At 38.2% G+C, this 25,855-nt stretch carries 24 protein-coding genes, 1 other RNA gene and 1 other annotated feature; of the genes, 21 read left to right on the top strand and 4 right to left on the bottom strand.

Annotation, left to right across the window (positions count from 1 at the left end):
- The first annotated feature begins 13 nt into the window (after positions 1 to 13).
- From ruvA to yajC, 6 genes are all read left to right on the top strand, one after another.
- Positions 14 to 619: a Holliday junction branch migration protein RuvA gene (gene ruvA, locus ACE1TI_RS07995; RefSeq protein ID WP_375007056.1), complete on the top strand. Its 606-nt coding sequence runs from the start codon at positions 14 to 16 to the stop codon at positions 617 to 619.
- Positions 620 to 720: 101 nt separating this feature from the next.
- A complete protein-coding gene (gene ruvB / locus ACE1TI_RS08000; RefSeq protein ID WP_375007057.1) occupies positions 721 to 1,725 on the top strand; it encodes a Holliday junction branch migration DNA helicase RuvB in 1,005 nt (334 codons plus the stop codon).
- Entirely contained in the window at positions 1,718 to 1,936 is a 219-nt protein-coding gene (locus ACE1TI_RS08005) for a DUF2905 domain-containing protein (protein ID WP_375007058.1), read from the top strand. The genes ruvB and ACE1TI_RS08005 overlap by 8 nt, the downstream gene beginning before the upstream one ends.
- A gap of 214 nt (positions 1,937 to 2,150) precedes the next feature.
- Positions 2,151 to 3,203, top strand: a complete 1,053-nt coding sequence (gene queA / locus ACE1TI_RS08010) for a tRNA preQ1(34) S-adenosylmethionine ribosyltransferase-isomerase QueA (RefSeq protein ID WP_375007059.1) — start codon at positions 2,151 to 2,153, stop codon at positions 3,201 to 3,203.
- On the top strand, positions 3,191 to 4,330 hold the full coding sequence (gene tgt, locus ACE1TI_RS08015) for a tRNA guanosine(34) transglycosylase Tgt (protein WP_375007060.1): 1,140 nt from the start codon (positions 3,191 to 3,193) through the stop codon (positions 4,328 to 4,330). The genes queA and tgt overlap by 13 nt, the downstream gene beginning before the upstream one ends.
- A gap of 67 nt (positions 4,331 to 4,397) precedes the next feature.
- Entirely contained in the window at positions 4,398 to 4,652 is a 255-nt protein-coding gene (gene yajC, locus ACE1TI_RS08020; protein WP_375007061.1) for a preprotein translocase subunit YajC, read from the top strand.
- Positions 4,653 to 4,774: 122 nt separating this feature from the next.
- Here yajC and ACE1TI_RS08025 read toward each other — a convergent pair whose 3' ends face one another.
- The gene (locus tag ACE1TI_RS08025; RefSeq protein ID WP_375007062.1) at positions 4,775 to 5,149 is read right to left on the bottom strand and encodes a TIGR04086 family membrane protein; all 375 of its coding nucleotides are present in this window, start codon (positions 5,147 to 5,149) and stop codon (positions 4,775 to 4,777) included.
- Between the two features lie 225 nt (positions 5,150 to 5,374).
- On the opposite strand from ACE1TI_RS08025, the gene ACE1TI_RS08030 reads away from it, so the two are divergent.
- Positions 5,375 to 6,670: an ArsB/NhaD family transporter gene (locus ACE1TI_RS08030; protein ID WP_375007063.1), complete on the top strand. Its 1,296-nt coding sequence runs from the start codon at positions 5,375 to 5,377 to the stop codon at positions 6,668 to 6,670.
- Positions 6,671 to 6,738: 68 nt separating this feature from the next.
- On the top strand, positions 6,739 to 7,392 hold the full coding sequence (locus ACE1TI_RS08035) for a DUF421 domain-containing protein (RefSeq protein WP_375007064.1): 654 nt from the start codon (positions 6,739 to 6,741) through the stop codon (positions 7,390 to 7,392).
- 10 nt (positions 7,393 to 7,402) lie between these two features.
- On the opposite strand, the gene spoVB is transcribed toward ACE1TI_RS08035, so the two are convergent.
- Complete coding sequence (gene spoVB / locus ACE1TI_RS08040) at positions 7,403 to 8,941, bottom strand: stage V sporulation protein B (RefSeq protein ID WP_375007065.1); 1,539 nt, start codon at positions 8,939 to 8,941, stop codon at positions 7,403 to 7,405.
- A 234-nt stretch (positions 8,942 to 9,175) separates the two neighbouring features.
- On the opposite strand from spoVB, the gene ACE1TI_RS08045 reads away from it, so the two are divergent.
- The 11 genes from ACE1TI_RS08045 to aspS all read left to right on the top strand — a co-directional run bounded on the left by ACE1TI_RS08045 (position 9,176) and on the right by aspS (position 23,018).
- Positions 9,176 to 9,505: a post-transcriptional regulator gene (locus tag ACE1TI_RS08045; RefSeq protein WP_375007066.1), complete on the top strand. Its 330-nt coding sequence runs from the start codon at positions 9,176 to 9,178 to the stop codon at positions 9,503 to 9,505.
- Between the two features lie 311 nt (positions 9,506 to 9,816).
- A complete protein-coding gene (gene secD, locus ACE1TI_RS08050) occupies positions 9,817 to 11,118 on the top strand; it encodes a protein translocase subunit SecD (RefSeq protein ID WP_375007067.1) in 1,302 nt (433 codons plus the stop codon).
- Positions 11,108 to 12,055 carry a protein translocase subunit SecF gene (gene secF / locus ACE1TI_RS08055; RefSeq protein WP_375007068.1) on the top strand — a complete coding sequence of 316 codons (948 nt, stop codon included), beginning with the start codon at positions 11,108 to 11,110 and terminating at the stop codon, positions 12,053 to 12,055. The genes secD and secF overlap by 11 nt, the downstream gene beginning before the upstream one ends.
- A gap of 109 nt (positions 12,056 to 12,164) precedes the next feature.
- Complete coding sequence (locus ACE1TI_RS08060; RefSeq protein WP_375007098.1) at positions 12,165 to 13,031, top strand: cation diffusion facilitator family transporter; 867 nt, start codon at positions 12,165 to 12,167, stop codon at positions 13,029 to 13,031.
- 24 nt (positions 13,032 to 13,055) lie between these two features.
- Positions 13,056 to 13,388, top strand: coding sequence for a LapA family protein (locus tag ACE1TI_RS08065; RefSeq protein WP_375007069.1), 333 nt, complete (start codon positions 13,056 to 13,058; stop codon positions 13,386 to 13,388).
- A gap of 68 nt (positions 13,389 to 13,456) precedes the next feature.
- Positions 13,457 to 15,832 carry a single-stranded-DNA-specific exonuclease RecJ gene (gene recJ / locus ACE1TI_RS08070; RefSeq protein WP_375007070.1) on the top strand — a complete coding sequence of 792 codons (2,376 nt, stop codon included), beginning with the start codon at positions 13,457 to 13,459 and terminating at the stop codon, positions 15,830 to 15,832.
- Positions 15,822 to 16,337: an adenine phosphoribosyltransferase gene (locus ACE1TI_RS08075; protein WP_375007071.1), complete on the top strand. Its 516-nt coding sequence runs from the start codon at positions 15,822 to 15,824 to the stop codon at positions 16,335 to 16,337. The genes recJ and ACE1TI_RS08075 overlap by 11 nt, the downstream gene beginning before the upstream one ends.
- A gap of 499 nt (positions 16,338 to 16,836) precedes the next feature.
- Positions 16,837 to 19,035, top strand: a complete 2,199-nt coding sequence (locus ACE1TI_RS08080; RefSeq protein ID WP_375007072.1) for a RelA/SpoT family protein — start codon at positions 16,837 to 16,839, stop codon at positions 19,033 to 19,035.
- 36 nt (positions 19,036 to 19,071) lie between these two features.
- The gene (gene dtd, locus ACE1TI_RS08085; RefSeq protein ID WP_375007073.1) at positions 19,072 to 19,515 is read left to right on the top strand and encodes a D-aminoacyl-tRNA deacylase; all 444 of its coding nucleotides are present in this window, start codon (positions 19,072 to 19,074) and stop codon (positions 19,513 to 19,515) included.
- 55 nt (positions 19,516 to 19,570) lie between these two features.
- Positions 19,571 to 19,802: a binding site (T-box leader), on the top strand.
- 160 nt (positions 19,803 to 19,962) lie between these two features.
- Positions 19,963 to 21,243 (top strand): histidine--tRNA ligase, encoded by a 1,281-nt coding sequence (hisS, locus tag ACE1TI_RS08090; RefSeq protein WP_375007074.1) that lies wholly within the window; start codon positions 19,963 to 19,965, stop codon positions 21,241 to 21,243.
- Positions 21,243 to 23,018: an aspartate--tRNA ligase gene (aspS, locus tag ACE1TI_RS08095; RefSeq protein ID WP_375007075.1), complete on the top strand. Its 1,776-nt coding sequence runs from the start codon at positions 21,243 to 21,245 to the stop codon at positions 23,016 to 23,018. The genes hisS and aspS overlap by 1 nt, the downstream gene beginning before the upstream one ends.
- Positions 23,019 to 23,025: 7 nt before the next feature.
- Here the strand turns inward: aspS and ACE1TI_RS08100 are convergent, their stop codons facing one another.
- A complete protein-coding gene (locus tag ACE1TI_RS08100) occupies positions 23,026 to 23,334 on the bottom strand; it encodes a hypothetical protein (protein ID WP_375007076.1) in 309 nt (102 codons plus the stop codon).
- A 378-nt stretch (positions 23,335 to 23,712) separates the two neighbouring features.
- Between ACE1TI_RS08100 and ssrS the strand changes: the two genes are divergently transcribed.
- Positions 23,713 to 23,895, top strand: a non-coding RNA gene (gene ssrS, locus ACE1TI_RS08105) — 6S RNA.
- A gap of 79 nt (positions 23,896 to 23,974) precedes the next feature.
- Positions 23,975 to 24,745, top strand: a complete 771-nt coding sequence (locus tag ACE1TI_RS08110; RefSeq protein ID WP_375007077.1) for a tRNA threonylcarbamoyladenosine dehydratase — start codon at positions 23,975 to 23,977, stop codon at positions 24,743 to 24,745.
- Positions 24,746 to 24,905: 160 nt separating this feature from the next.
- Here the strand turns inward: ACE1TI_RS08110 and ACE1TI_RS08115 are convergent, their stop codons facing one another.
- Positions 24,906 to 25,493, bottom strand: coding sequence for an RsfA family transcriptional regulator (locus tag ACE1TI_RS08115; RefSeq protein WP_375007078.1), 588 nt, complete (start codon positions 25,491 to 25,493; stop codon positions 24,906 to 24,908).
- Positions 25,494 to 25,855: the final 362 nt, after the last annotated feature.

Genomic DNA, 25,855 nt, shown 5'->3' on the forward strand with positions numbered 1-25,855 from the left:
GAAGAAACTTGTTTTGTATGAATTTCTAAGAGGATCGGTTGTACACACAGAAAGAGAAACGATTACACTTGAAGTAAATAATATTGGATACCTTATCTATTGTGCAAATCCATTTGTATTTGATAAAAATGGGCAAGAGATAACAATTTATACATATCAGTATGTTAAAGAGGATGCGCTTCGCTTGTATGGATTTGCTTCTAGAAAAGAGAGAGGATTGTTTGAACAGCTATTACAGGTATCGGGAATTGGACCAAAAGGGGCTCTGGCTATACTTGCTGCTGGGGCACCTGCTCAGGTCATGCAGGCCATAGAAGAAGAAAATGAAAAATTCCTTGTAAAATTCCCTGGAGTTGGAAAAAAAACGGCCAGGCAGATGATACTTGATTTAAAAGGAAAGCTACAGGAAATTATCGGTGATGCTTCTGATTCAACAGTTTCGTTAATCGATCAACAAGCTCCAACATTGGAAGAAGACGCGCTTGAAGAAGCTTTGGAAGCCCTTAAAGCACTTGGATACGGGGAAAAAGAAATCTCCAAAGTAAAGCCGAAACTAAAAAAGGAAAACCTTAGTGCAGATGAATATGTAAGAACAGCATTACAATGGATGCTTTCTTAACAAGAGGTATAGAAGTTGGAAAAGGAGAATTTATCATAATACAAACCGTTTCGAACTCCTCCTGCATGTATTTTGTTAAGCAGCATAAAGGTGGTGATTAGATGGAAGAACGTGTAGTTTCGCAAGAAGCTCATCAAGAAGATGACGCCGCTGAAAGTAGCATAAGACCAATAGATTTTTCCCAGTATATAGGACAGGAAAAAGTTAAAGAAAACCTTGAGGTGTTTATAGAAGCGGCAAAAATAAGAGAAGAGTGCCTGGACCACGTACTTTTGTATGGACCTCCAGGACTTGGGAAAACCACACTGGCTATGATTATTGCTAATGAAATGGGTGTAAACATAAGGAATACCTCAGGACCAGCTATAGAGCGCCCTGGAGATTTAGCTGCTGTATTGACAGCATTAGAGCCGGGCGATGTATTATTTATTGATGAAATCCATCGTCTGCCTCGTTCAGTTGAAGAAGTTTTATATCCTGCCATGGAAGATTTCTGTATAGATATTATTATCGGAAAAGAATCTACTGCAAGATCTGTTCGTTTAGACCTCCCTCCTTTCACTCTTGTAGGGGCAACAACTCGCGCAGGAATGCTTTCCTCCCCTTTAAGAGACCGTTTCGGTGTCCATTCGAGGCTTGAATATTACAATGAAATAGAGCTGTCAAAGATAATAAATCGGAGCAGTGAATTGATGGAGGTCCCTATTGAAGAAGACGCAGCTTTAGAATTAGCAAAAAGATCCAGAGGGACTCCGCGAATAGCTAACCGTTTATTAAGAAGAGTTAGGGATTTTGCTCAAGTAAAGGGGAGCGGTGAAATTTCAGCCGCCTTAGCTTCCAATGCATTGGAAAGATTACAAGTTGACCGGCTTGGCTTAGATGAAATCGATCATAAGCTGCTTTTAAGCATTATTGAAAAATTTCGGGGAGGGCCTGTAGGGGTAGAAGCACTTGCGGCTACTATCGGAGAAGAAGCCAATACGTTAGAGGACGTATATGAACCATATTTAATGCAAATTGGCTTTCTAATTCGAACTCCAAGAGGACGAATGGTTACTGCTCAAGTTTATGAGCATTTACAGATGGAGGTGCCCGGACATGACTGATCTGCCAAAACTGTTAATTGGACTTGGCATTGCTCTTATTATATTCGGGTTAATTTGGCAAGTAGGCGGAAAATTTATTTCACTTGGTAAATTACCAGGCGATATTATTATTAAAAAAGAAAACACGACATTTTATTTTCCGATCGTTACTTCTATTGTGATAAGTATTGTACTTTCTCTTTTGTTTTATATTCTTGGGAGGTTTCGTTGAACTGCTTGTCATCGAAAACTTTTTTTGTACTGTTAAGAGAAATAATGGCTTTTAACGTATAGAAAGGACACATGATACTGCTGCCGCAGGACGTGGTTTTTTAGGCGGTGTCCTTTACAAGGGGGAAGCCGGGTTTTCCTAAAATAATTGTTGAGGTTTGTTTCCTTCATTCACTAAAAAAGGGGAAACGTTAGAAAAGAGGTTGAACAGAAAAATGAATGTGGAAGATTTTAATTTCACTTTACCAGAGGAATTAATTGCTCAAACTCCATTAAAAAAAAGAGACGCATCACGTTTAATGGTGCTTGACCCAGAAGTGAAAAAGTATAAACATGAACAGTTTCCAGCTATACTAAATTATCTAAAGGAAGGGGACTGTCTTGTTTTAAACGATACAAGAGTTCTCCCTGCTCGTTTGTTTGGCGAAAAAGAAACAGGCGGACAGGTTGAAGTGCTTCTTTTAAACCAAGAACAGCAAGATGAGTGGGAAACACTAGTAAAGACTGCAAAAAGAGTAAAACCTGGGACTAGGCTCTCTTTTGGCAATGGTAAATTAAAAGCGGAATGCACAGGGGTATTAGAACACGGTGGAAGGATGCTTCGCTTTGAGTATGAAGGAGTGTTTTTAGAAATACTTGATGAGCTTGGTGAAATGCCTCTTCCCCCATATATTAAGGAAAAGCTTTCGGATAAAGACAGGTATCAAACAATATACGCAAAGCATGATGGTTCAGCTGCTGCTCCTACCGCCGGCCTGCACTTTACAGAGGATCTTTTAAATCGAATTAAAAGGATGGGAGTGCACATTACCACAATCACCCTGCATGTAGGGCTGGGTACATTTCGTCCAGTGGCATCTGAGACAATAGAAGAACATCATATGCATGCTGAATTTTATCAAATGAGTGAAGGGACAGCTCATTTGTTAAATGAAACACGAGAAAATGGAAATAACATTATAGCAGTCGGTACCACTTCTGCCAGAACTTTAGAGACAGTAGCACAAAAGGGAGGCGGATCCTACAAAAAAGATTCTGGCTGGACTGATATTTTTATATATCCGGGCTATACCTTTCAAGGAATAGATGCCTTGCTTACTAATTTCCACTTGCCGAAATCTACACTTGTAATGCTCGTCAGTGCTTTAGCCGGAAGAGATTTTATTTTATCTTCTTATGACGAAGCAGTAAAAGAACGTTATCGCTTTTTCAGCTTTGGGGATGCGATGCTAATAATGAAAGGAAGTCACAAGACATGGCGGCAGTGACCTATGAATTAATGAAGACGTGTAAACAATCAGGGGCTCGATTAGGAAAAATTCATACCCCGCACGGTACAATAGAAACTCCTATTTTCATGCCGGTAGGTACATTGGCTACAGTGAAGACGTTAAGTCCAGATGAATTAGATGAAATGGCAGCACAAATTATTTTAAGCAACACATATCATCTGTGGCTCCGCCCCGGAGAAGATATAATAGCTGAAGCAGGAGGGCTTCATTCGTTTATGAATTGGGAAAAACCTATCCTGACAGACTCTGGCGGCTATCAGGTTTTCAGTTTAAGCAAACTTCGTGATATTAAAGAAGAAGGAGTTCATTTTAGAAATCATATCAGCGGGGAAAAACTATTCTTGTCTCCTGAGAAAGCAATGAATATTCAAAATGCTCTCGGTCCTGATATTATGATGGCCTTTGATGAATGTCCTCCATACCCTGCAGATAAAGAATATATGAAAGCCTCCGTTGAGCGCACAACAAGGTGGGCAGAACGGTGTCTAAAAGCCCACCAAAGGCCAGGTGACCAAGCTTTATTTGGTATTGTGCAAGGGGGAGAATATGAAGAATTAAGGAAACAATCCGCAAATGATTTGATTTCTTTAAACTTTCCGGGTTATGCTGTAGGCGGATTGTCTGTTGGTGAGCCTAAAGATGTTATGAATGAAGTGCTCGACTTCACTACTCCGCTCTTACCAGAGGATAAGCCAAGGTATCTAATGGGCGTAGGCTCTGCTGATTCTCTAATTGATGGAGCAATCCGTGGTATAGACATGTTTGACTGTGTATTGCCAACTCGAATTGCAAGAAATGGAACATGTATGACTAGCAGCGGACGTTTAGTTGTTCGTAATGCTAAATATTCACGGGATTTTCGGCCTATTGATGAGCAATGTGATTGTTATACTTGTAGAAATTATTCCCGAGCTTATATTAGACATCTTGTTAAATGCAATGAAACGTTTGGGTTTCGACTTACTTCTTACCATAATCTCTATTTCCTGTTAAAATTAATGGAACAGGTACGTGAAGCTATAAGAGAGGACAGGCTGCTTGATTTTAAAGAGGAATTTTTTGAGCAATATGGTTTTTACAGCCAAAATGCTAAAAATTTCTAAATGAAGAAAGCCCTGTTCTGTAAGACTGTAGCTTTACTGTGGGAAGGCTATGAAGGGAGGGATAATAATGGAAGCAATTATTATGTTGATTCTCATGTTTGCTATTTTCTATTTTTTGCTGATTCGACCGCAGCAAAAACGACAAAAGCAAGTTAGAGAAATGCATGCCAACTTACAAAAAGGAGACCGTATTGTTACTATTGGCGGTCTGCATGGAACGATTGATGCGTTAGATGAGAACAAAATTGTTATCCTTGTAGAGAACAATCAAAAGCTTACTTTTGATCGCAATTCTGTGCGTGATGTCGTCAATGAAGACTAATTTGGTCTTCATACATAAGAAGCTTTAAAAATCTCACAACCTAAATTAATTATTCGACACACATTCTAAAAACTGTTCCCCTCTCAAAGCGGGGGAACAGTTTTTGATTGTACCGGCCGTTTTTAAAGAGATACAGCGTTTACGCCTATCGCCCCTCCAATTGCAGAAGAAGCAAGGAAACTTGAGAAAAAAACCGCTTGTAAACCACTTAAGGAACTATCATATCCAAGATACTGAAACAAGACGATAATTAATAATACTCCAAACGCTGTTAATACCCCAGTAAACATGCCTCTTTCTTTTGAACGAACTCCTGATACAAATCCTCCTATACCAAAGCTGAAAAGAGCTAGTATGAACAATAACCATTGTATAGCTCCTTCAGATATAGCTGTGAATCGAAGCAGTATAGAAAATATTATACTGCAGCCGATAAGGAGTCCGATTATTACTGTCATTCCTGTTCCTATCGCATTAAAACGGCTCGAACGCTGCATATCAATCCCCCTTTTTAATCTTTTATTAAAGGTATATGGACAAGGGGATTAAAATAGAAGATTTTTGTTTTTGAAATGTCAGAAAAACAGGAAAATTTATGAGAAAATTAAAATGTAACCGCATACTTAAAGCCTTCTCTAATTCCCGCAATGAGAAAATATCAGTTCAGAATAGCGACCGCTGTACATAGGCTAGTACAAACCCCTAAAAAGGTGGTCGCTTACGTGGAAGAAGTGTTAACTGCTCTTTTCATTTTTTTGCTCAGCTATTATTTTCTCATAACAGAAAAAGGAGATCGTGCTTTAGTGGCATGTGCCGGCGGCCTATTAATGGTTATTTTCGGAGTGCTTGATTTAGGTCTTATTTTTTTTCGATATATAGATTGGCACACAATTGCTTTATTATTGTCTATGATGATCATTGTATCAATCAGCAGTCAAAGCGGTATGTTTCAATATGCGGCTGTGCGTACAGCACAGTTAGTGAAGGGTAAGCCGCTTCCACTTCTAGTATTACTTTCCTTACTAACTGCTGCAGGCTCTGCGTTTCTTAACAACGTAACAACTGTACTGCTGATTACTCCTGTGGTATTTACATTAACTAATATGCTGCGCTTAAAAGCTATACCTTTTCTTATGGCCATTATTATTTCATCAAATATTGGAGGTACGGCAACGTTAATTGGTGATCCTCCAAATTTGATGATTGGACAGGCAGCAAAAGATCTATCTTTTAACGATTTTTTAATACACTTAGGCCCCCCAGCTGTTATGATATTTATACTTACGATGATAGGACTGACCTTTTACTATAAAAAAGTTTTAAATCGAAAAAATAGTCAAGAAGCAAGGCAGGAATTGATGAATTTAAAAGCGGCTGAGTTTATTTCAAGCAAACCTTTATTAAGAAAATCAGTTTGGGTTTTGATAATTACAATATCTGCTTTTTTGCTTCAGCCTTTATTAAAAGTGGAATTAACTGCCATTGCAATGGGCGGTGCTCTCTTTTTAATGTTTCTAACACAAAAAGAAGCTGATCCTGAGGCTGTTTTTAAACAAATGGAATGGACGACAATATTCTTTTTTGTGGGTTTGTTTATGCTTGTTGGCGGGCTGGAAGAGACTGGATTGTTAGAGGAACTGGCTAGAGGAATAATATTTATGACAGAAGGGGATATGACAAAGACGTCTTTATCCTTATTATGGATATCAGGTATTGTTTCAGGTTTTGTAGATAATATTCCTTTTGTTGCGGCAATGATTCCAGTAATCCTTGAATTAGAAGGCTATGGAATGGGAGATCTTGAGCCGGTTTGGTGGGCCTTAGCACTTGGAGCATGTCTAGGAGGAAATGCCACAATTATTGGCGCAACAGCAAATGTCATAGTTGCTGGCTTAGCTTCTAAACAAGGGAAAGGATTTAGTTACCTGGACTTTTTTAAAATCGGTGCTCCGACTGCACTCATATCGCTAATCATTTCAACCGTCTACGTGTACATGAGATATCTATTATTTTATTAAGGAATACATGTATAAAAGGGCAATAGGTAACAATAACGGAGACGATGTGAGACAAGAAGGTGGAGAGTGTGGAGGTATTTACAATTGTGCTGCGGACCCTTCTCGTATATATGATCTTACTGATCATTTTACGAGTGATGGGAAAAAGAGAAATTGGAGAGCTTTCTGTTATCGATTTTGTAGTAGCTATTATGATTGCCGAACTGGCTGTCGTTTCAATAGAAAATGTGAAAATTCCTATATTTGAAGCTTTCACTCCCATTATTGTCCTCTCCATTATTCAAATAGTCCTAGCTTATTTGTCATTAAAAAGTCCAAAGCTGCGCCACCTAATTGATGGAAAACCGACGGTTTTAATTAAAGATGGAAAAATTGATGAAAAAGAAATGAAAAAACAGCGCTATAACTTTGATGATTTGTTAATGCAGATTAGAGAAAATAATGTAAAAGACGTCTCTGATGTGGAATTTGCTATATTAGAGCCTTCTGGGGAATTATCTGTGTTTGAAAAACAAAAAGAAGAGGACGAACAGGAACGTTCCTATCCTATCCCCTTAGTTATTGATGGAGAAATGCAAATGGAGCAGCTTGAAAGGGCAAAAAAAGATGAACTTTGGCTGCGAAGAGAATTGAGAAAGGCGGGCATTGATAGTTTAAAATCTGTTTCTTACTGTGTGTTGCAGGAAAATGGGATTTTATATATCGACTTGAAGGATGAATAAAGAGTACAAATTACATTTTAGGAACGAGCTTTTTAAGCTGGTTCCATTTTATTATTCCGGCTGCCATTAATAAAATAAAATAAATTCCAGATGAAATAATTCCCGCAGAAACGATTTGTACTACAGCTGTTTGTCCTTCTAAAAAATTTTTAACTATGAATTGGGTGCCTGACACAGACAACAGAGCTATTAAAAATACAATAAAACCATAAGCTCCTTCAAAAATAAAACCAACTGCTTTTGAGACTACATAAAGGTGAAGCAGAGTTACAAGCATCATATTAATTGCAACTGCTAAGGCAGCTCCTTTAATACCTAATTCTGGCTGCGACGTTAGAACAAAAAGGGCAGCCATTTTAATGATGGCCCCGACTAGAGTGTTAACCATCGCAGAACGAGCAAGATTTAACCCCTGTAAAACTGCCTGAAGAGGACCTTGTAAGTATAGGAAAATGCTAAATGGGGCCAGGATTTTAATATAATAGGCGGTGTGAGGAGCGTCATACATTACTGTCATCACCAATTCTGCAAATACGTATAAAAACATAGAAGAAAACATTCCTGCTAATAAAGCAGTGCGAAGGGTCTGCCGAAGCCGATTTTGAATAACTGTATAATTTTTATTGGCTGCCGCCTCGCTGACAGCAGGAACCAATGTAACAGAAAACGAATAGGTAATAAAAGTGGGCAGAAACAAGAGTGGGATGACAAACCCGCTTAATTCACCGTATTGGGCTGTTGCTGCAGCCGTGGCCACTCCAGCAAGTGCAAGACTTTGTGCTATTATTATAGGTTCGAAAAATAATGATATTGACCCAATCATTCGGCTTCCGGTTGCTGGCAAAGCAATTCCCATTAAATTTTGAAAAGTAGTCTTACTTTCTTTAAGAGCCTCTAAAAATTGGCTTCTAATTTTGAGCGGCTTACTGCTTTTAAAACATTTGGTCATATACATTAGTGATACAAGTTCACCGGCAACGACTGAAAGCATGGCACCGGCCGCCGCATATTCGAGCCCATATGGAAGTAAAGCTTTCGTACATATTGCAACGAGCGAAATACGTACAGTTTGTTCTATAACTTGTGAAATGGCTGTTGGTTTCATGTTTTGATGACCTTGAAAATATCCTCTAAGTACTGCGGAAATGGCAACAATTGGTATTATGGGAGCAATAGCAATCAAGGGAAAAAGGGCACGATCGTCTGTTAAGAAATACTTTGCAAAAAAAGGTGCTGCTGTCAGCAAAGCAATAGTAAAGAAAATGCTTAATGATCCTGTTACACAAAGGGATACTACAAGTACTTTTTTCATTTTTTTCGTATCATTTTCAATATCTGCTTCTGCAATCAATTTTGATATCGCTACAGGAAGTCCTAATTGTGTTAAGGTAATAATAAGTAAAAGAGATGGAAAAGCCATCATGTACAAGCCTACGCCTTCAGCGCCTAAAATTTTAGCAGTAACAATTCTATTTATAAAGCCGAGTATACGAGTAATCAAACCGGCTGCAATCAATATGATTGTTCCTTGAATAAAGGTTTGTTTCATTTTTCGTCCCCCGTCTTTTTCAGTTGCAGCACTTCATCAGACCATTTTTTATGCGGCTAGAATTAACGCACCAACATAGAAGCCCCCTTGCGTACTTTGTGAACAGGCCCTATTTTGCCGGTCTTAATAATAAACGTTTCATTAGGGTAAAATTCAATCCGCTTCTAGAAATATATATGCCAAATGCGCGGACAAGCATGACATTTTTTTAGAGAATGTTGGGAGGAAGTTAATATGGATGAACAACAGTTCGAAGTTTGGAAATCAGATGCTGAACCTGCGTTAAAGAGCAAAGTAGAGGAATTTCATATGCTCGGCTACCACCATGCAGATAAAGAAGAAGTGTGGAATTGTGTGATGGAAAAAATAAAAAAAATGGACGGTTATATGCGTTTTCATGTTTTAATCAATATAATATTAACATTAAGACTTAGTGAATATATGAACAGATTAACTATTTCTTCCTACAAAGAAAGCAGCTTGCATTATTCTGATCCCTCAAGTTTGGACGATTTAATGGGAGAAATTGAAAGCCACACTTCAAATAAACGTCATTTGACATAAAAAACCAGGCATCAGTATAATTAAAATGCTGCTTTCAAAGGTAATCATTTACATAATTTTTTAAGAATCATAGTTGGATTAAAAAAGATATTCACTATCAGCGCCCAGCCAATGACTAATTACCTTTCTTCAAAAAAGCAAGCTAACTTGTTAGAAAGAAAGGCAGGACTATTGGCTATTTAGGGCGCTTACGCTTTTCAAATAGGATGTTTAAAACATAGTATAACAAGGAAACTACTGTTTTGAGACGGCCTTTCCCTTTGTTACTTGTACGGCATTAGGGAAGCCGGCCGAAGGAGGATGAAGCACCAATGGTGAAAAAATGGAGAATTGTGGTTTTTTTTGTGATTGTAATCCTTTTGGGCGGGATTATTTCACAAACCGTTATGAATACCGCAAAAGGAATTAATTTGGGACTGGATTTACAAGGCGGTTTCGAAATCTTATATGAAGTGAACCCGGCAGAGGATGGATCGGAAATCACAGAAGAAACCTTGCAAGCAACAGTGAGTGCCTTAAACCAAAGAGTTAATGTGCTGGGTGTATCTGAACCAAATATTACGATAGAAGGTGAAGATCGGATCAGGGTCCAGCTTGCCGGGGTGGAAGATCAGCAAACAGCTCGGGAGCTTTTAGCTACCGAAGCTGATTTAAGCTTCCGGGATGTAGATGACAACGAGCATCTTTCCGGTGAAGACCTTGAAGAAAATGGAGCAAGTGTAGGTTTTGATCAATCAAATCAACCGGTTGTGACCGTAACGTTACGAGATGGAAATGCTTTTGGGAAAGTAACAGAAAACATACTGAATGAGTATAACCCTCCTAATAATCGTCTTGTCATTTGGCTTGATTATGAAGAAGGAGATTCTTTTACAGAAGAATCGCAAGAAGCGGAACCTAAATACTTATCAGCTCCAACTGTAAATCAGCCCCTTTATCATAAAAACATACAAATTGAAGGAGATTTTGAACTAGAAGAAGCAGAGTTTTTGGCAGAAGTGCTTAATTCAGGATCTCTGCCAGTAGAACTTGAAGAAATTTACTCCAATGCTGTTGGTGCTTCCCTTGGAGAAGATGCAATGGAAAAAACGATTTTTGCAGGTTTTATTGGTATTGGCCTTATTCTGGCATACATGCTGGTTTACTACCGTTTTATGGGTGTAATTGCAGCAGTAACGTTAAGCGCATATATTTATATTGTTTTAACAATCTTTTATTGGATGCAAGGCGTATTGACACTTCCAGGTGTTGCGGCTCTTATTTTAGGTGTTGGTATGGCAGTAGATGCTAATATCATTACGTATGAACGAATAAAGGAAGAAATAAGATCAGGCAGATCAATCATGTCAGCATTTAAATCTGGTTCAAGAAGGTCGCTTTCAACCATTTTAGACGCTAATATTACGACCATTCTTGCAGCTGGGGTCCTGTTTTACTATGGTACAAGTTCTGTACAAGGATTTGCTGTAATGCTTATTGTAAGTATATTAACAAGCTTTCTGACTGCAGTTTATGGATCCAGGCTTCTTCTCGGACTATGGGTTAAAAGCAGAATCTTTAATAAAAAACCCCAGGTTTTTGGAGTAAAGGAGAGTGAAATCAGTGAACTTTAAGACTAAAAAACAATTGCCTTTTGTTAAACACCGAAAAAAGTTCTTCATGTTTTCTCTAGCCTTTACGCTTTTAGGAATAATATTATTGTCCACTGTAGGATTAAACCTTGGTATTGATTTTGAGAGCGGCTCAAAAGTAGAAGTATTAGCAGGTGACACATTAACGGAAGACCAGGTTTATGAAGACTTTTCCGAAGCCGGGAGCGGTTATAAACCCGATGATGTCACTCTAGCTGGAGATAACAATGAAATGGCTTATGCAAGTTTTATTGGTACGTTAGACCAAAGTGAAATAGCTGAAATTCAAAATTATTTTATGGACAAGTATGATAATGAACCTAGTGTGAGTACGGTTTCGCCGCAGGTGGGGCAGGAATTAGCTAAAAATGCACTAATTTCAGTTTTGATTGCTTCTGTAGGGATAATCATTTATGTAAGTATTCGTTTCCAATTTTTATATGGGGTTGCGTCTATAGTCGCTCTGCTTCATGATGCTTTTTTTATCATAGTTATATTTTCAATTCTGCAATTTGAAGTTAACGTTCCTTTTATTGCAGCTGTGTTAACGATTGTGGGTTATTCGATAAACGATACGATAGTGACGTTTGATCGAATTAGGGAAAATATGCGTGAGCAAGAAGAAATAAAGACTTTTGATAATTTGGCTTCTGTCGTAGACATTAGTTTGAACCAAACGTTGGCAAGGTCAATCAACACAGTATTAACAGTTGTCTTTGCAGCAGCTTGTATATTTCTACTTGGAGGAGAAGCAATTCGTTCCTTTTCATTTGCTTTATTGGTAGGTTTAATAGCTGGTACGTATTCTTCATTATTTCTAGCTTCTCAGTTATGGCTGGTTTGGAAGTGGAAAAGTTTGGAACGAGAAAAGAATAAGCCGAAAAAAGAAGACCCAGAAGATTTAGAACCGGAGTTATAGTTGTTTAAAAGGTCATGGTACATACCATGACCTTTTAATTGGTATAATTTAAAGGTGACGTTAAATTGGTGGTGGGAAATTGGAAAACTATGATGAACAGCGTTATAAAATGGTACGGACTGGAGCACTGGTCGGTATTTTTGGTAACATTTTTCTGGCGTTAATAAAAGGTGTTGTAGGATGGGTAGCAGACAGCCGTGCACTTCTCGCTGATGCAGTTCACTCTGCCTCAGATGTAGTGGGATCTGTTGCAGTGTTAATTGGAGTGCGTGCTGCCAAACTCCCTCCAGATAAAGACCATCCATATGGCCATGGAAAAGCAGAGACGGTTACAGCTATTATTGTTGCAGTACTATTGTTTATCGTTGGTTTTGAAATAGGTTTAGATGCATTAAAAGATGCAGGGAATCCTGTTACTGTACCTAAGCCAGCTGCTTTATATGCTGTTGTTTTTTCCATTCTTTTAAAAGAAAGTATGTTTCGCTATAAACATTTTCTGGGTAAAAAATATAAAAGTGACGCACTCTTAACAGACGCCTGGCACCATCGTTCGGATGTATTTTCATCCCTGGCTGCACTGTTAGGGATAGGGGCTTCGCTTCTAGGGAATCAATTAAATATTTCCTGGTTGTTATATGGTGATCTCGCTGCAGGAGTTTTTGTAGCTATTTTAATTATGAAAATGGCCTGGAAGTTAGGTAAAGAATCTATTCATAATGCATTGGATCATGTATTACATGTTGAAGACACTGTGAAAATGAGAGAACAAGCTGAAGAAATTGAAGGTGTTATACAAATTGATGAATTTTTTGCAAGGGAACACGGACATTATGTGATAATTGATATAAAAATAGCAGTTGATCCAGCAATTACAGTTGAAGAGGGACACGCTATTGGTAAAAAGGTAAAAGAAAAACTTTTAGAAGATGAGCACGTTAAAGATGTATTTATTCACATCAATCCTTATGAAGGCTGACGAGTAAATGAAAGGAGCAGGAAAATGAGGGGACAATCTGTTTTAATATTAGGAATTATAACTGCTCTTGTAATTGCTATTTTTGCAGTAATTAATGTGGATGGTGTGGAAGTGAATTATTTGTTCGGCTCAGCTGAATGGCCATTAATTTTAGTTATACTAGGCTCTGTGTTAATGGGTGCTATTATAGTTGGATCTCTTGGGATGTTACGAGTATATCGATTACAGCAAGAGGTTAAACATTGGAAAAGAAGAGCTCAAAACCCTGCAGACAGGGATGGCCATTCAATGAAGTCAAGATCTGCAAGCACCATGAAAGAAGATGCCGCCTCTAAGAGAAAGGAAAGACGATCATAGGAAACATGTGTTGACTGATTGTATCCCCTGATCGGCTTTAGTATAATAAGTGGGTCAGGGGTGGTTTTATGTTAAGACCAAAAACACGTTGGGAATGGACGGAAGAAGAACTTAACGGGTATGAAGAATTACAGCAGGATTTACACCTATCTTCTTTAACATCAAAAATTTTATGGAGACGAGGGTATAAAAATAAAGAGGAAGCACAAAAATTTTTATATTCAGATATAACTCAAACACATGATCCATTTTTAATGGATGGGATGGAGCAAGCAGTTAATAGAATCAAACAAGCAGTACAAAACAAGGAAAAAATTCTTGTGTTCGGTGACTATGATGCTGATGGTGTATCCAGTACAACTATTATGATTATGCTGTTAAAAGAGTTGAAAGCTGACTTTGGCTGGTACATACCAAACAGATTTACAGAAGGGTATGGACCAAATATCCCAGCATTGAAAACAGCCAGGGAAGAAGGAGCTTCATTAGTCATTACTGTAGATACTGGAATAGCAGCTGTTTCAGAAATAAAAGCAGCAAATGATATAGGACTGGATGTAATCGTAACAGACCATCATGAGCCGCCTCCGGAATTGCCTGAAGCATACTCTATTGTTAACCCAAAAAAGCCGGGCTGTACTTATCCCTTTAAAGAACTGGCTGGAGCAGGAATCGCTTTAAAAGTAGCTCAAGCGTTGCTTGGATATTTTCCAAAACATATGCTTGACATCTTTACCTTAGGAACGGTAAGTGATCTGGTACCATTATTAGATGAAAACAGAGCAATGGTAAAAGTCGGATTAAAAGAACTTTCAAGTTCACAAAAACCGGGAGTAAAGGCATTAAAGTCTATTTGCGGAATTGATGGAGAAGATATTCAGGAAGAACATGTTGGATTTGCGATGGGACCAAGAATTAATGCTGCTGGAAGAATGGAAGCGGCTGATCCAGCTGTACATCTCCTTACTTCTGTTCATCAAGAAGAAGCTAACGAATGGGCCCGGATCATTGACAGTTTAAACAAAGAACGCCAAAACATTGTCAATGAAATGACTAATGAAGCAATAGAAGAAGTAGAAAACAATTTTCCACCTGAAAATAATAAAGTGATCGTTGTTGGAAAACAAGGCTGGAATCCAGGAGTAATTGGTATTACGGCTTCAAGATTAACAGAAAGGTTTTACCGCCCGGTTATTGTATTAGCTATTGATGAAGAAAAAGAAGAAGCAAAGGGATCTGCGCGCAGTATAGAGGGCTTTGATATATACAAGCAGTTATCTAAAAATCGAGAACTTCTTCCTCATTTTGGGGGCCACCCAATGGCAGCTGGTCTTACAATGAACATGCATGATATTGAAGAGTTGAGAAACAGGCTCTGTGAGCAGGCACAAAGAGACTTAGACGAAAGTGCATTAATTCCTTTAACTAAAATTGATATGCCTATTTCAATCGAAGATGTATCAATAAATTCTTTAGAAGAAATGAGAAAACTGGCTCCTTTTGGCGTAGGTAATCCTAAGCCTGTTTTTATGCTGAACGATGTAGAAGTGGCATCTAAACGAAAAATTGGAAGTGAGAAAAACCATTTGAAAATGGAATTAGCTTCTGATTCTGTCCGACTGGACTGCATAGGTTTTCGTTTAGGTCATCTCGCAGATGGAATAACGGAGAGAGCGTCAGCAGATGCTGTAGGGGAATTGTCCATTAATGAGTGGAATGGTTTTAGAAAACCCCAATTATTCTTGCAGGACGTAGCGGTAAACGAATGGCAGCTGTTTGATAAAAGGAAAAGTCCAAATGAATTAGAAGAACAAATTAATCAACTGCCTGATGAAGATACGGCTGTAATAGTTTTTCAAGAGAGTACATATTCAAGCCTGCTCCCAGTTTTAGAAAATAAGAAACCGATATTGCCTGACCGGTTAGACGAAGAGGAAATCTTAGCTCATAATCTAGTGATTGCTGACATGCCTTCTAGTATATCTGAGTTAGAAAACCAGCTGTCACGTATTTCTGGAATAGAAAGAGTTTATGCTTTCTTTGAAGAAAAAAATCAACTATATTTTCAATCCACTCCAACACGTGAGGACTTTAAATGGTATTACGCATTCTTAAAGAAGCGGGAAGCTTTTGATGTAAAAAAACATGGAGATGAATTAGCTCGTCGCAAAGGCTGGCTTCCTTCCTCGGTTTCTTTTATGACAGAAGTGTTTTTTGAACTGGATTTTGTTACAATGAACAACGGTATTGTTACTATTAACAAGAAACCATCAAAAAAAGATTTAACAAATTCTTTATATTACCAGAATCATATTCAAAAAAAACATGCTGAACAGGAATTGTTGTATTCTACTTATAATGAATTAAAGGAGAAACTGACACCGTATGTAACAGATGTTACTTTGAAAAATGATTTGAAGGAGAAGGTTGGCAATGGATTTTAAAGAGTATATCACTGTAGTAGAAAATTACCCTAAGGAAGGGATTCGTTTTAAAGATATAACAACATTAATGCAGAACGGAGAAGTTTATAAAAAAGCAATCAAGGAAATGACTGCTTTTGCTTCCAATCAAGATATTGATGTGGTCGTAGGGCCAGAAGCCAGAGGTTTTGTAGTAGGATGTCCGATTGCTTATGCACTTGGGAAAGGTTTTGTGCCGGTGCGTAAAAAGGGAAAGCTTCCTCGAGAAACTGTTGATGCAGATTACGGTCTTGAATATGGGAAAGATTCTCTCTCCATTCATAAAGACGCTATCCTGCCGGGGCAAAATGTATTAATCACAGATGATTTGCTCGCTACAGGCGGAACCGTTAATGCTACAGTGAAGTTAGTCGAACAATTAGGAGGAAATGTTGCCGGTCTTGCATTTATGATAGAACTGCTTTATTTAAATGGCCGGGAAAACCTTGATAATTATGACATATATTCCCTTGTGACATTTGATTAAATAAGACATTCCTATCAAAAGCGTATTTTGTTAAACTTTAGGGAAGTATCGATAAACAGTGTAAAATAACTACTGCTTTCAACGTCCTGGATATACTAATAACGCCGCTGCCGAAGAGTCTTTAGGTGGCAATGTAAGCTGAAACTGTAGTTAAGATATCTGCAATTATGTATATCATATTTGTTTTCCTGCTTAAGCTCGCCGTTCGGCGAGTTTTTCTAAATAGAAAGTGAATAAAGTCTATTAAAATGATGTTAATATGCTTGTGGTTTGCTTAACGCTGTTAGGAGCGTAAAAAATTTTATCGGTAAACGGTATAAGCAAAACATCGGGTTCATTGTACAGGGTGTACTAATACCTCGTTGCAGCAGCGCGGAATTTTTTTGGAGCCTTTACTAGAAGACCAGCAGAGTTTTGCTAAAATTCGACAGGTTTCATAATACTTTACAGAAACATCAAACTTAAAGATAATATAAAGAAATAATGATTTTAGAAAGGCATGCAGGGTGATTCCATGACCATCGATGAAGTGTTGGAAAAAGCTCAATATTATTTGTCGAATGAAGACGTTTCTTTTTTGGAACGTGCATATAAATATGCTGAAGAAGCTCATAAAGAACAGTATCGAAAATCAGGAGAACCATATATTTTACACCCTATTCAAGTTGCAGGTATTTTGATTGAACTTGAAATGGACCCGGATACGATAGCTGGAGCTTTTTTGCACGATGTGGTAGAAGATACGGACGTAACTGTTGAAGACCTGCAAGAGACTTTTAATGAAGAAGTTGCAATGCTTGTTGACGGTGTAACCAAGCTTAAAAAAATTAAATATAAATCAAAAGAAGAACAACAAGCCGAAAACCACCGAAAAATGGTGGTGGCGATGGCAAAGGATATAAGAGTAATATTGATCAAGCTGGCTGATCGTCTTCATAATATGCGGACATTAAAACACCTGCCGCCAGAAAAACAGCGCCGTATTTCCAATGAAACATTAGAAATATTTGCTCCGCTTGCCCATCGTTTAGGGATCTCTACTATAAAGTGGGAGCTTGAAGATACAGCTCTTAGATATTTAGATCCTCAGCAATACTATCGAATTGTTAACCTTATGAAGCAAAAAAGAGCAGAACGTGAACAATATATCGAAGAAGTAATCGCGAATATAAAAAACAGCATGGGCGACATTAATGTAGAACCAACCGAAATTTATGGCCGTCCAAAGCATATTTATAGTATTTACCGCAAAATGGTAAAGCAGAAAAAGCAATTTAATGAAATATATGATCTTCTGGCCGTCAGAATTATAGTGAAAAGCATTAAAGATTGTTATGCTGTGCTTGGCATTATACACACGTGCTGGAAGCCAATGCCGGGACGTTTTAAAGATTATATTGCAATGCCTAAAGCAAACATGTATCAATCCCTGCACACAACTGTGATCGGCCCGAAAGGTGAACCGCTTGAAGTACAAATTCGTTCAGAAGAAATGCACCGGGTAGCAGAATTTGGGGTAGCGGCGCATTGGGCATATAAAGAAGGGAAAAATGTATCTGGAAAAAAATCGTTAGAAGATAAACTTACGTGGTTTCGTGAAATTATTGAATGGCAGAACGATGCCACAGATGCCCAGGAGTTTATGGAATCACTTAAAATAGATCTCTTTTCCGATATGGTCTTTGTTTTTACTCCAAAAGGAGATGTTATAGAGCTGCCAAGGGGTTCGGTTCCTCTAGATTTTGCTTACAGAATCCATACAGAAATAGGAAATCGCACAATTGGGGCAAAGGTGAACGGTAAGATGGTCCCTCTTGATCATCAGTTAAATACAGGGGACATTGTTGAAATGCTGACCTCTAAGCATTCCTATGGTCCAAGTAAAGATTGGTTAAAACTAACCCAGAGTTCGCATGCCAAAAATAAAATCAAACAATTCTTTAAAAAGGAACGACGCGAAGAAAATATTCAAAAAGGCCGGGAAATGATAGAGAAAGAGTTAAAGGCCCAGGACTTTGAACCAAAAAATATTTTAACTGAAGAAAATATTCAAGAAGCAGCTGATAAATTCAGTTTCAGCGGAGAAGAAGATATGTTTGCGGCTGTAGGATACAACGGAGTCAGCCCAAAACAGATTGTCACTCGTCTTACAGAGAAGCTTCGTCAGCAGCAAGAGCGCGAAGAAGAAGAAAAATCTGTCGCAGAGGCTGTAAAAGATGTTTCAACACAGACTGTCTCCAAGAAGACAAACACAGGTGTTAGAGTAAAAGGCGTGGACAACCTTTTAATACGTCTTTCAAAATGCTGCAACCCTGTACCTGGTGATGAAATTATAGGGTTTATTACAAAAGGACGGGGCGTTTCGATTCATCGAGTCGACTGTCCTAATGTGAATAATGAAGAAGCAAAGCAGCGTCTGCTTCCTGTTGAATGGGAAGGTTCGAATGAGAAGCGAAAAAATTATAGCGTGGATATAGAAATTACAGGATACGACCGGCGTGGATTGCTGAATGAAGTGCTTCAATCTGTTACTGAATCCAGGACTAATATTAGCGCGGTCAGCGGACGTTCTGATAAAAATAAAATGGCAGTTATTGATATGACCATTTCCATTCATAATATTGATCATTTGCACCGAGTAGTAGAGAAAATCAAAAAATTACCAGATATTTATTCTGTCCGAAGAGTTATGCATTAATGAAAAAAGTTACTGTTTGAAAGGATTAGTTGAGATATGAAAGTAGTTGTTCAGCGTTCCCAGAACGGGGAGTGCATTGTAGAAGGTGAAATTACAGGGTCTATCGATCACGGGATAGTGGCTTTAGTTGGTTTCACCCATGATGATACTGAAAAAGATTTGGAATGGATGGCTGAAAAGCTTATTCATTTAAGGATTTTTGAAGATGAAACGGGAAAAATGAATAAAGGTCTCGTAGATACAGACGGGAAAATATTATCGATTTCTCAATTCACTTTATACGGCGATTGCAAAAAAGGAAGACGCCCTAATTTTATGGAAGCTGCTAAGCCTGAAAAGGCCGAAACTCTATACAATCAGTTTAATGAAATTCTTAGAGAAAAAGGTATTGAAGTAGAAACTGGAAAATTTGGGGCAATGATGAAGATCAGCTTCACCAATGATGGACCAGTTACACTTATTTTAGAAAGTCCTTTCTAAATAGCAGGTTGACAAAGATCACCTACATTCGTAAGATAGATATCAGTTAATATGAGAGATGCTGATGAAGGAGAAAGTAAGCAGGGGAAAAGCATAAACAGAGAGGAGCTGCAGCAGCTGAGAGCAGTTCTGTTTGCTTCCTGCTGAAAGACACTCTTTAGGCTCTTTTTCGAAAGCAAAAGTGAGTAGGGAAAGACGTAAAACCAGGCGTTAACTGTGACAAGTGGAAGCATAAAATAAATGTGCTTCAACCAGGGTGGCACCACGGGTACTAACTCGTCCCTCGTTTTTTGCGAGAGACGAGTTTTTTTGTTTTTATACGTTTAAGAAAGTAAAAACGACTTCAAGTATCAGGATAAGAAAAGCTGCTGCTTTCTCCTTAAGACTTGGAGGCGAACCAAGTTTATTTAATGACAATAAAAAAGCCTTGGAAAGGGAGCGATACATATGGATATCCGCATACCAAGAGGAACGCAGGATATATTACCGGGCACCTCTGAAAAATGGCAGTTTATCGAAGCTAAAATCCATGATATTTGCAGAAGGTTCAATTATGCAGAAATTCGTACACCTATATTTGAACAAACAGAATTATTTCAACGCGGCGTAGGTGATACTACAGATATTGTTCAAAAAGAAATGTACACATTCGCTGATAGAGGCGGCCGCAGCTTAACATTAAGACCAGAAGGCACAGCTTCAGTTGTTCGTTCGTATGTGGAGAATAAGCTCTACGGCAGTGCGGTTCAGCCTGAAAAGCTGTATTATATTGGACCTATGTTTCGCTATGAAAGGCCACAATCGGGCAGGATGCGCCAGTTTTTTCAATTCGGAGTAGAGGCAATTGGAAGTGATGATCCTGCAATTGATGCAGAAGTCATTGCGATGGCAATGGAATTTTATAAGGAATTAGGATTGAGAGGGCTAAAACTTGTACTTAATAGTCTTGGTGATATAGACAGCAGAAAAGCTCATCGTGAGGCACTAATTGCTCATTTCAAGCCGCATATCAATGAATTTTGCAGTGATTGTCAATCCAGGCTAGAGACTAATCCGCTGCGTATTCTTGATTGTAAAAAAGATAGAAATCATCCGCTCATGGAAAGTGCTCCTTCTATTTTGGATTATTTAAATGAAGAGTCTCGTCAATATTTTAACTCGGTGAAAAGTTTGCTGGATAAAATGGACATTCCTTATGAAGTAGATTCCGGCCTCGTACGCGGATTAGATTATTATAATAATACAGCCTTTGAAATTATGATTGAAGGCGAAGGTTTTGGAGCTATTACAACGCTAATGGGAGGCGGCCGCTACAACGGTCTTGTCGAAGATATTGGAGGTCCTGAGTCTCCAGGTATTGGATTTGCATTAAGTATTGAAAGGCTATTAATGGCACTTGAATCCCAAAATGTGGAGCTCCCTGTCACGAAAGGGTTGGATTGTTACCTTGTTGCATTAGGAGAAGAGCCTGCCCAGAAAGCCGCAGTGTTATTAACTGAGCTACGAAGAGCTGGTGTTTCTGCAGACAAAGACTATTTAAATAAAAAAATAAAAGGCCAATTTAAAGCAGCTGATCGATTGCAGGCTTCCTACACTGCCGTGTTAGGAGAGGATGAGCTCCAAAAAGGAATTATTAATGTGAAGTCAATGGAAAGAGGAGAACAAAAAGAAATTCCGTTAACAGAATTTACAAATTATATAAGAGAGAAAATGGAGGAAGAAAAGTAATGATAGGACGTACACATAATTGTGGAGAGATTTCAGAGCAGTTAATCGGACAACGAGTGGAACTAAAAGGATGGGCACAAACGAGAAGAGACCTTGGCCAAGTTATTTTTGTGGATTTAAGAGACCGTACTGGTATTGTACAAATCGTGGCTAATCCTGAAATATCTGACGAAGCATTGGAAAAAATGGATACAGTAAGAAGTGAATACGTACTTGATGTAAAAGGCACAGTGGTTAAGAGGGATGAAGAAACATATAACGAGAAAATTCCTACCGGCACCGTAGAAGTTCAAGTAGACGAATTAAATATTTTAAATAACTCAAAACCTCTTCCATTTCAAGTGGACGGTGAAACCGATGTATCAGAAGATGTTCGTTTAAGGTATCGTTATCTAGATTTGCGTCGCCCGGAAATGAAGGAAACATTTAAACTTCGTCATAAAACGACAAAATTGATTCGTGATTTTCTTGATGAGAATGAATTTTTAGATATAGAAACACCAATGTTAACGAAAAGCACTCCAGAAGGAGCAAGAGACTATTTGGTGCCAAGCCGTGTTCATCGTGGTGAGTTTTATGCCCTTCCACAGTCACCGCAATTATTTAAGCAGCTGCTAATGGTGTCTGGCTTTGAAAGGTACTTCCAGATTGTACGTTGTTTTCGTGATGAAGACTTAAGAGCGGATCGGCAGCCAGAGTTTACACAGGTCGACATTGAAACTTCTTTTATGGATAAAGAAGATTTTCTGTCGATGATAGAAGAGATGATGAAAAAGATTTTAAAAGAGGTACACGGTCTGGATATTTCTACTCCGTTTCCACGTCTAACGTATGAAGAGGCAATGAATCGTTATGGATCAGATAAACCTGACACACGTTTTGGCATGGAGCTGGTGGAGCTCTCGGATATTGTAAAAAACAGTGATTTTAAAGTGTTTGCGAATGCAGTGAAAAATGGTGGAATTGTAAAAGGACTCAATGTAAAAGGCGTAGCAAATGAGATGTCAAGAAAAGAAATTGATGATTTGGCGGATTTTGTTGCTGTATATGGTGCAAAAGGGCTTGCATGGTTAAAAGTTGAAGAAGACAGCTTGAAAGGACCAATTGCAAAATTCTTCAGTGAAGAAGAAACAGCAGAAATTAGAAAAGCACTCGATGCGGAAACAGGTGACTTGTTATTTTTTGGGGCAGATAAAAAACAAATAGTTTATGATGCAATGGGAGCACTTCGTTTGAAATTTGGTAAAGAACTTAACTTGATCGACCACAGTAAATTCAATTTTCTATGGGTTACAGAATTTCCGCTTATGGAGTATGACAAAGATGCAGACCGCTATGTAGCGATGCACCATCCGTTTACAAGTCCGATTCGTGAAGATATTCCCAAGTTAAATGACAATCCAGAAGAAGTTCGTGCAGAAGCATATGACCTTGTGTTAAATGGTTACGAGCTTGGAGGAGGCTCACAACGTATTTACCAAAGAGATCTGCAGGAAAAAATGTTTGAAGCTCTTGGATTCAGTGAAGAAGAAGCTCGTGAGCAATTTGGATTTTTATTGGATGCCTTTGAGTATGGCACACCGCCACATGGAGGAATTGCTCTTGGACTTGATAGGTTGATCATGCTTCTGGCCGGCAGAAACAATCTCCGCGATACCATTGCATTCCCAAAAACTGCCAGCGCAAGCTGCCCATTAACCGGGGCTCCTGGTGAGGTCAGCAGCAGTCAGCTTGATGAGCTGAATTTGGAAGTAATACAATTTGAAGAAGAATAAAGATGAGCTATAAATGCTCAGTTTCCCTGAACTGCTGCACAAAATCGGAGGGGTCGGACCGGGTATGAAAGGTTCTGACTCCTCCAGTAGTATGAAGATATAAGAAACCAATTTGTCCGGGAGACCACTTATAAGAAATGTCAAACACTTCTTTTAAAAGATAGCGGTGAAGGGGTGTTTCGATTGAATGGGGATAAAGATATATAAAATCTTTATATTCGACCTGAATTTTTTCAAGCCATTCGATTTTCTGCTCAATTTGAATAATTTCATGGCTCGCAAGTGGTTTATTTACGTTGGATTGTTCTTTTGTCATACTACCTGCCTTTCTTTACACTTTTAAGATGTTATTGTTAAAATTCCGGTTTTCAAGACAGAAGAAGTACTACAATGCCGTTATTGCCAAGGAAACTGCTGTCTTTCAAGGTGATAAGCGGGGTTTTTCAAATATATTGCCTCCAATAATTATAACAGTATGCTTACAGAACAGGCAGAGGTTTTCTAATTATTGCATGAAAAGTGAATGATTAACGAAATAATTATACCCGGTTTATACCTAAAATAAACAATAATTAAAGGAAGTCATTAAAAACAGGAATATTATCACTTTTTTGTTATACAGAATGATTGTAGGCTTGGAAATCTCTTGACCTGAATAAAAGGTCCGTGCTATTATATACTCAAATCAATTTGAAGAGTCCTGAGGTGTACGTGGGACACTCATCGTTTTGAGCCAACATTTTTACATTGGGAGCCTGCAGTTTCAATCTGGATAACAAGCCTCTGTAAAGTGGACGTTTGAAGGATTGAACAGGGCACCCACCTGCCAAGAGCAGGCTTCAAAACTAAGTTAGTTTGACGGCACATCGGGACTCTTCCATCTTTGAAAATCAACCCCCTGGGGAAATACTCCCCGGGGGTTTTTACGTGAAACAGTGAAAAAAGGAGAGACTGCAATGCTTCATCAGTTTTCTAGAAATGAGCTAGCAATTGGACAAGAGGGCTTAAATCGGTTAAAAGGTAAATCAGTGGCTGTCCTGGGAGTTGGGGGAGTAGGTTCTTTCTCAGCTGAAGCTCTCGTTCGTTCGGGAGTTGGGCGTGTTATTCTTGTCGACAAAGATGACATCGATATAACCAATGTTAACAGGCAGTTGCACGCACTTACCTCCACTGTCGGAAAACCTAAAGTTGAAGTGATGAAAAAGAGACTCCTCGACATTAACCCTGAGAGTGAAATAGAAGAAGTAAAAATGTTTTATACTGAAGACACTTATCAAGATTTTTTTGCATTCCAACCCGATTATATAATTGATGCCTCAGACACTATTTCTTACAAAATACATTTAATTGAGGAATGCCAAAAACGCAGAATTCCAATCATATCAAGTATGGGAGCAGCTAATAAAATGGACCCTTCCCGATTAAAAATAGTAGATTTATTTGAGACAGAAAATGATCCAATGGCCCGAGTGATGAGAAGAGAATTAAGAAAAAGCGGAATTTACCAAGGAGTAGATGTGGTATTTTCCGATGAAACACCCATTAAAATTAAAGAAGAAGTACGAAGTAAAGTAGTTCCCGAAACAGCAGAAAAAGGAAGCATTCGAAAAGCAAAGATGCCTCCTTCTTCTAATGCGTTTGTACCCTCTGTTGCCGGGTTAATCGCAGCTGGTCATGTTATAAATAAATTATTGGATGGAATAGAGATTCAGCGAATGCACCAATAATTTTTTCCTTCATGTTTTATAGAAAAAACTGTCTCTGCTTAATAACGGAGACAGTTCATTGATATTATCAGGAAGAATGTTATCTGAAGAACACACAAAAAAAGACTTGCGCCACCAGGAGTTTGACGACAAGTCAGTGTTTCTCTTATCATATCGTATGTTAAATGGAAAGCTTTTCTAAATTACCGTTACGGTCCATTCTAAAAATATTAGAAGATGGTATGGTTTCTTCTGTCATAGCCATTTCTCTTGCTCGATTCATCATATGAACGATAGTTTCATAATCGCGTTTCATTGCAGCATATTCCTTTTTCATATTACTTATCTCTTGTTGTAAGGATTCTTTGGAATGTTCTAAAGAAGTGATTTCTTTTTCAATTTCTTCTACAGACTGGTTGTGAAAACCTTGTTCTAATTGATCAGCTGTCCCTTCTAAGTAATTAATAATTTGATCCATGGTAGTAAGAAAACTACTATGACGAGCTGGGTTAATATGATTGGCTGCCTGTTTTGCAGACGCACGCATTCTCATTTTTCGTTCTCGTTTTGCTTCTTTTACTTTGTGTTCATATTTTTGCCGGACAATGGCATTCCAACGAAATCCGCACGCAGCAGAAGTTCTGTCTAACATGTCCCCTGTTTCATCAAAAGCTTTTAACTGAGTGCTTCCTTCTCTAATATGTTTTAACACAGTATTTGCTAGTAGTCGGTCATCTTTATCAGACCACGCATCCTGTCTAACGTTCATTCTTATTTCCTCCTTAATATATAGCTAAAATATATAGCTGAGCTTAGTAAATCTCATAATTTAATACATAGTTCATTTTTGTAAGTCAAAGTAGATTTGCCGTTAACAGTTTGGGCGCTAAAATTAAAATTTATACGTCTGAATAACAAATAAAATCCTGGGCAAACGTTGATGGTTGTTATGCACACTTCCCACTCAAACTGCACAGGGAGAATCATCAGTTAAAATGACATTATTAAAGATATAGTGTTTTTATTTAAAGCTCAAAAAAAGGAGGCAGAGTTAAAATGAATACATCACTGTCGCCCTCTGTACTAAAACTGAATGCAAATAAAAGAAAGTTAAAACATTGATGTTTAAAC

The organism is Alteribacillus sp. JSM 102045 (assembly GCF_041949975.1).
In the GTDB taxonomy this organism is placed as follows: Bacteria; Bacillota; Bacilli; order Bacillales; family Marinococcaceae; genus Alteribacillus.

Excerpts from the sequence above, each read along its gene's own strand:
- ruvB (WP_375007057.1), top strand. The coding sequence starts at position 721 with ATGGAAGAACGTGTAGTTTCGCAAGAAGCTCATCAAGAAGATGACGCC.
- ACE1TI_RS08005 (WP_375007058.1), top strand. The coding sequence starts at position 1,718 with ATGACTGATCTGCCAAAACTGTTAATTGGACTTGGCATTGCTCTTATT.
- queA (WP_375007059.1), top strand. The coding sequence starts at position 2,151 with ATGAATGTGGAAGATTTTAATTTCACTTTACCAGAGGAATTAATTGCT.
- tgt (WP_375007060.1), top strand. The coding sequence starts at position 3,191 with ATGGCGGCAGTGACCTATGAATTAATGAAGACGTGTAAACAATCAGGG.
- yajC (WP_375007061.1), top strand. The coding sequence starts at position 4,398 with ATGGAAGCAATTATTATGTTGATTCTCATGTTTGCTATTTTCTATTTT.
- ACE1TI_RS08025 (WP_375007062.1), bottom strand. The coding sequence starts at position 5,149 with ATGCAGCGTTCGAGCCGTTTTAATGCGATAGGAACAGGAATGACAGTA.
- spoVB (WP_375007065.1), bottom strand. The coding sequence starts at position 8,941 with ATGAAACAAACCTTTATTCAAGGAACAATCATATTGATTGCAGCCGGT.
- ACE1TI_RS08045 (WP_375007066.1), top strand. The coding sequence starts at position 9,176 with ATGGATGAACAACAGTTCGAAGTTTGGAAATCAGATGCTGAACCTGCG.
- secD (WP_375007067.1), top strand. The coding sequence starts at position 9,817 with ATGGTGAAAAAATGGAGAATTGTGGTTTTTTTTGTGATTGTAATCCTT.
- ACE1TI_RS08060 (WP_375007098.1), top strand. The coding sequence starts at position 12,165 with ATGGTACGGACTGGAGCACTGGTCGGTATTTTTGGTAACATTTTTCTG.
- ACE1TI_RS08065 (WP_375007069.1), top strand. The coding sequence starts at position 13,056 with ATGAGGGGACAATCTGTTTTAATATTAGGAATTATAACTGCTCTTGTA.
- recJ (WP_375007070.1), top strand. The coding sequence starts at position 13,457 with ATGTTAAGACCAAAAACACGTTGGGAATGGACGGAAGAAGAACTTAAC.
- ACE1TI_RS08075 (WP_375007071.1), top strand. The coding sequence starts at position 15,822 with ATGGATTTTAAAGAGTATATCACTGTAGTAGAAAATTACCCTAAGGAA.
- ACE1TI_RS08080 (WP_375007072.1), top strand. The coding sequence starts at position 16,837 with ATGCAGGGTGATTCCATGACCATCGATGAAGTGTTGGAAAAAGCTCAA.
- dtd (WP_375007073.1), top strand. The coding sequence starts at position 19,072 with ATGAAAGTAGTTGTTCAGCGTTCCCAGAACGGGGAGTGCATTGTAGAA.
- hisS (WP_375007074.1), top strand. The coding sequence starts at position 19,963 with ATGGATATCCGCATACCAAGAGGAACGCAGGATATATTACCGGGCACC.
- aspS (WP_375007075.1), top strand. The coding sequence starts at position 21,243 with ATGATAGGACGTACACATAATTGTGGAGAGATTTCAGAGCAGTTAATC.
- ACE1TI_RS08100 (WP_375007076.1), bottom strand. The coding sequence starts at position 23,334 with ATGACAAAAGAACAATCCAACGTAAATAAACCACTTGCGAGCCATGAA.
- ACE1TI_RS08110 (WP_375007077.1), top strand. The coding sequence starts at position 23,975 with ATGCTTCATCAGTTTTCTAGAAATGAGCTAGCAATTGGACAAGAGGGC.
- ACE1TI_RS08115 (WP_375007078.1), bottom strand. The coding sequence starts at position 25,493 with ATGAACGTTAGACAGGATGCGTGGTCTGATAAAGATGACCGACTACTA.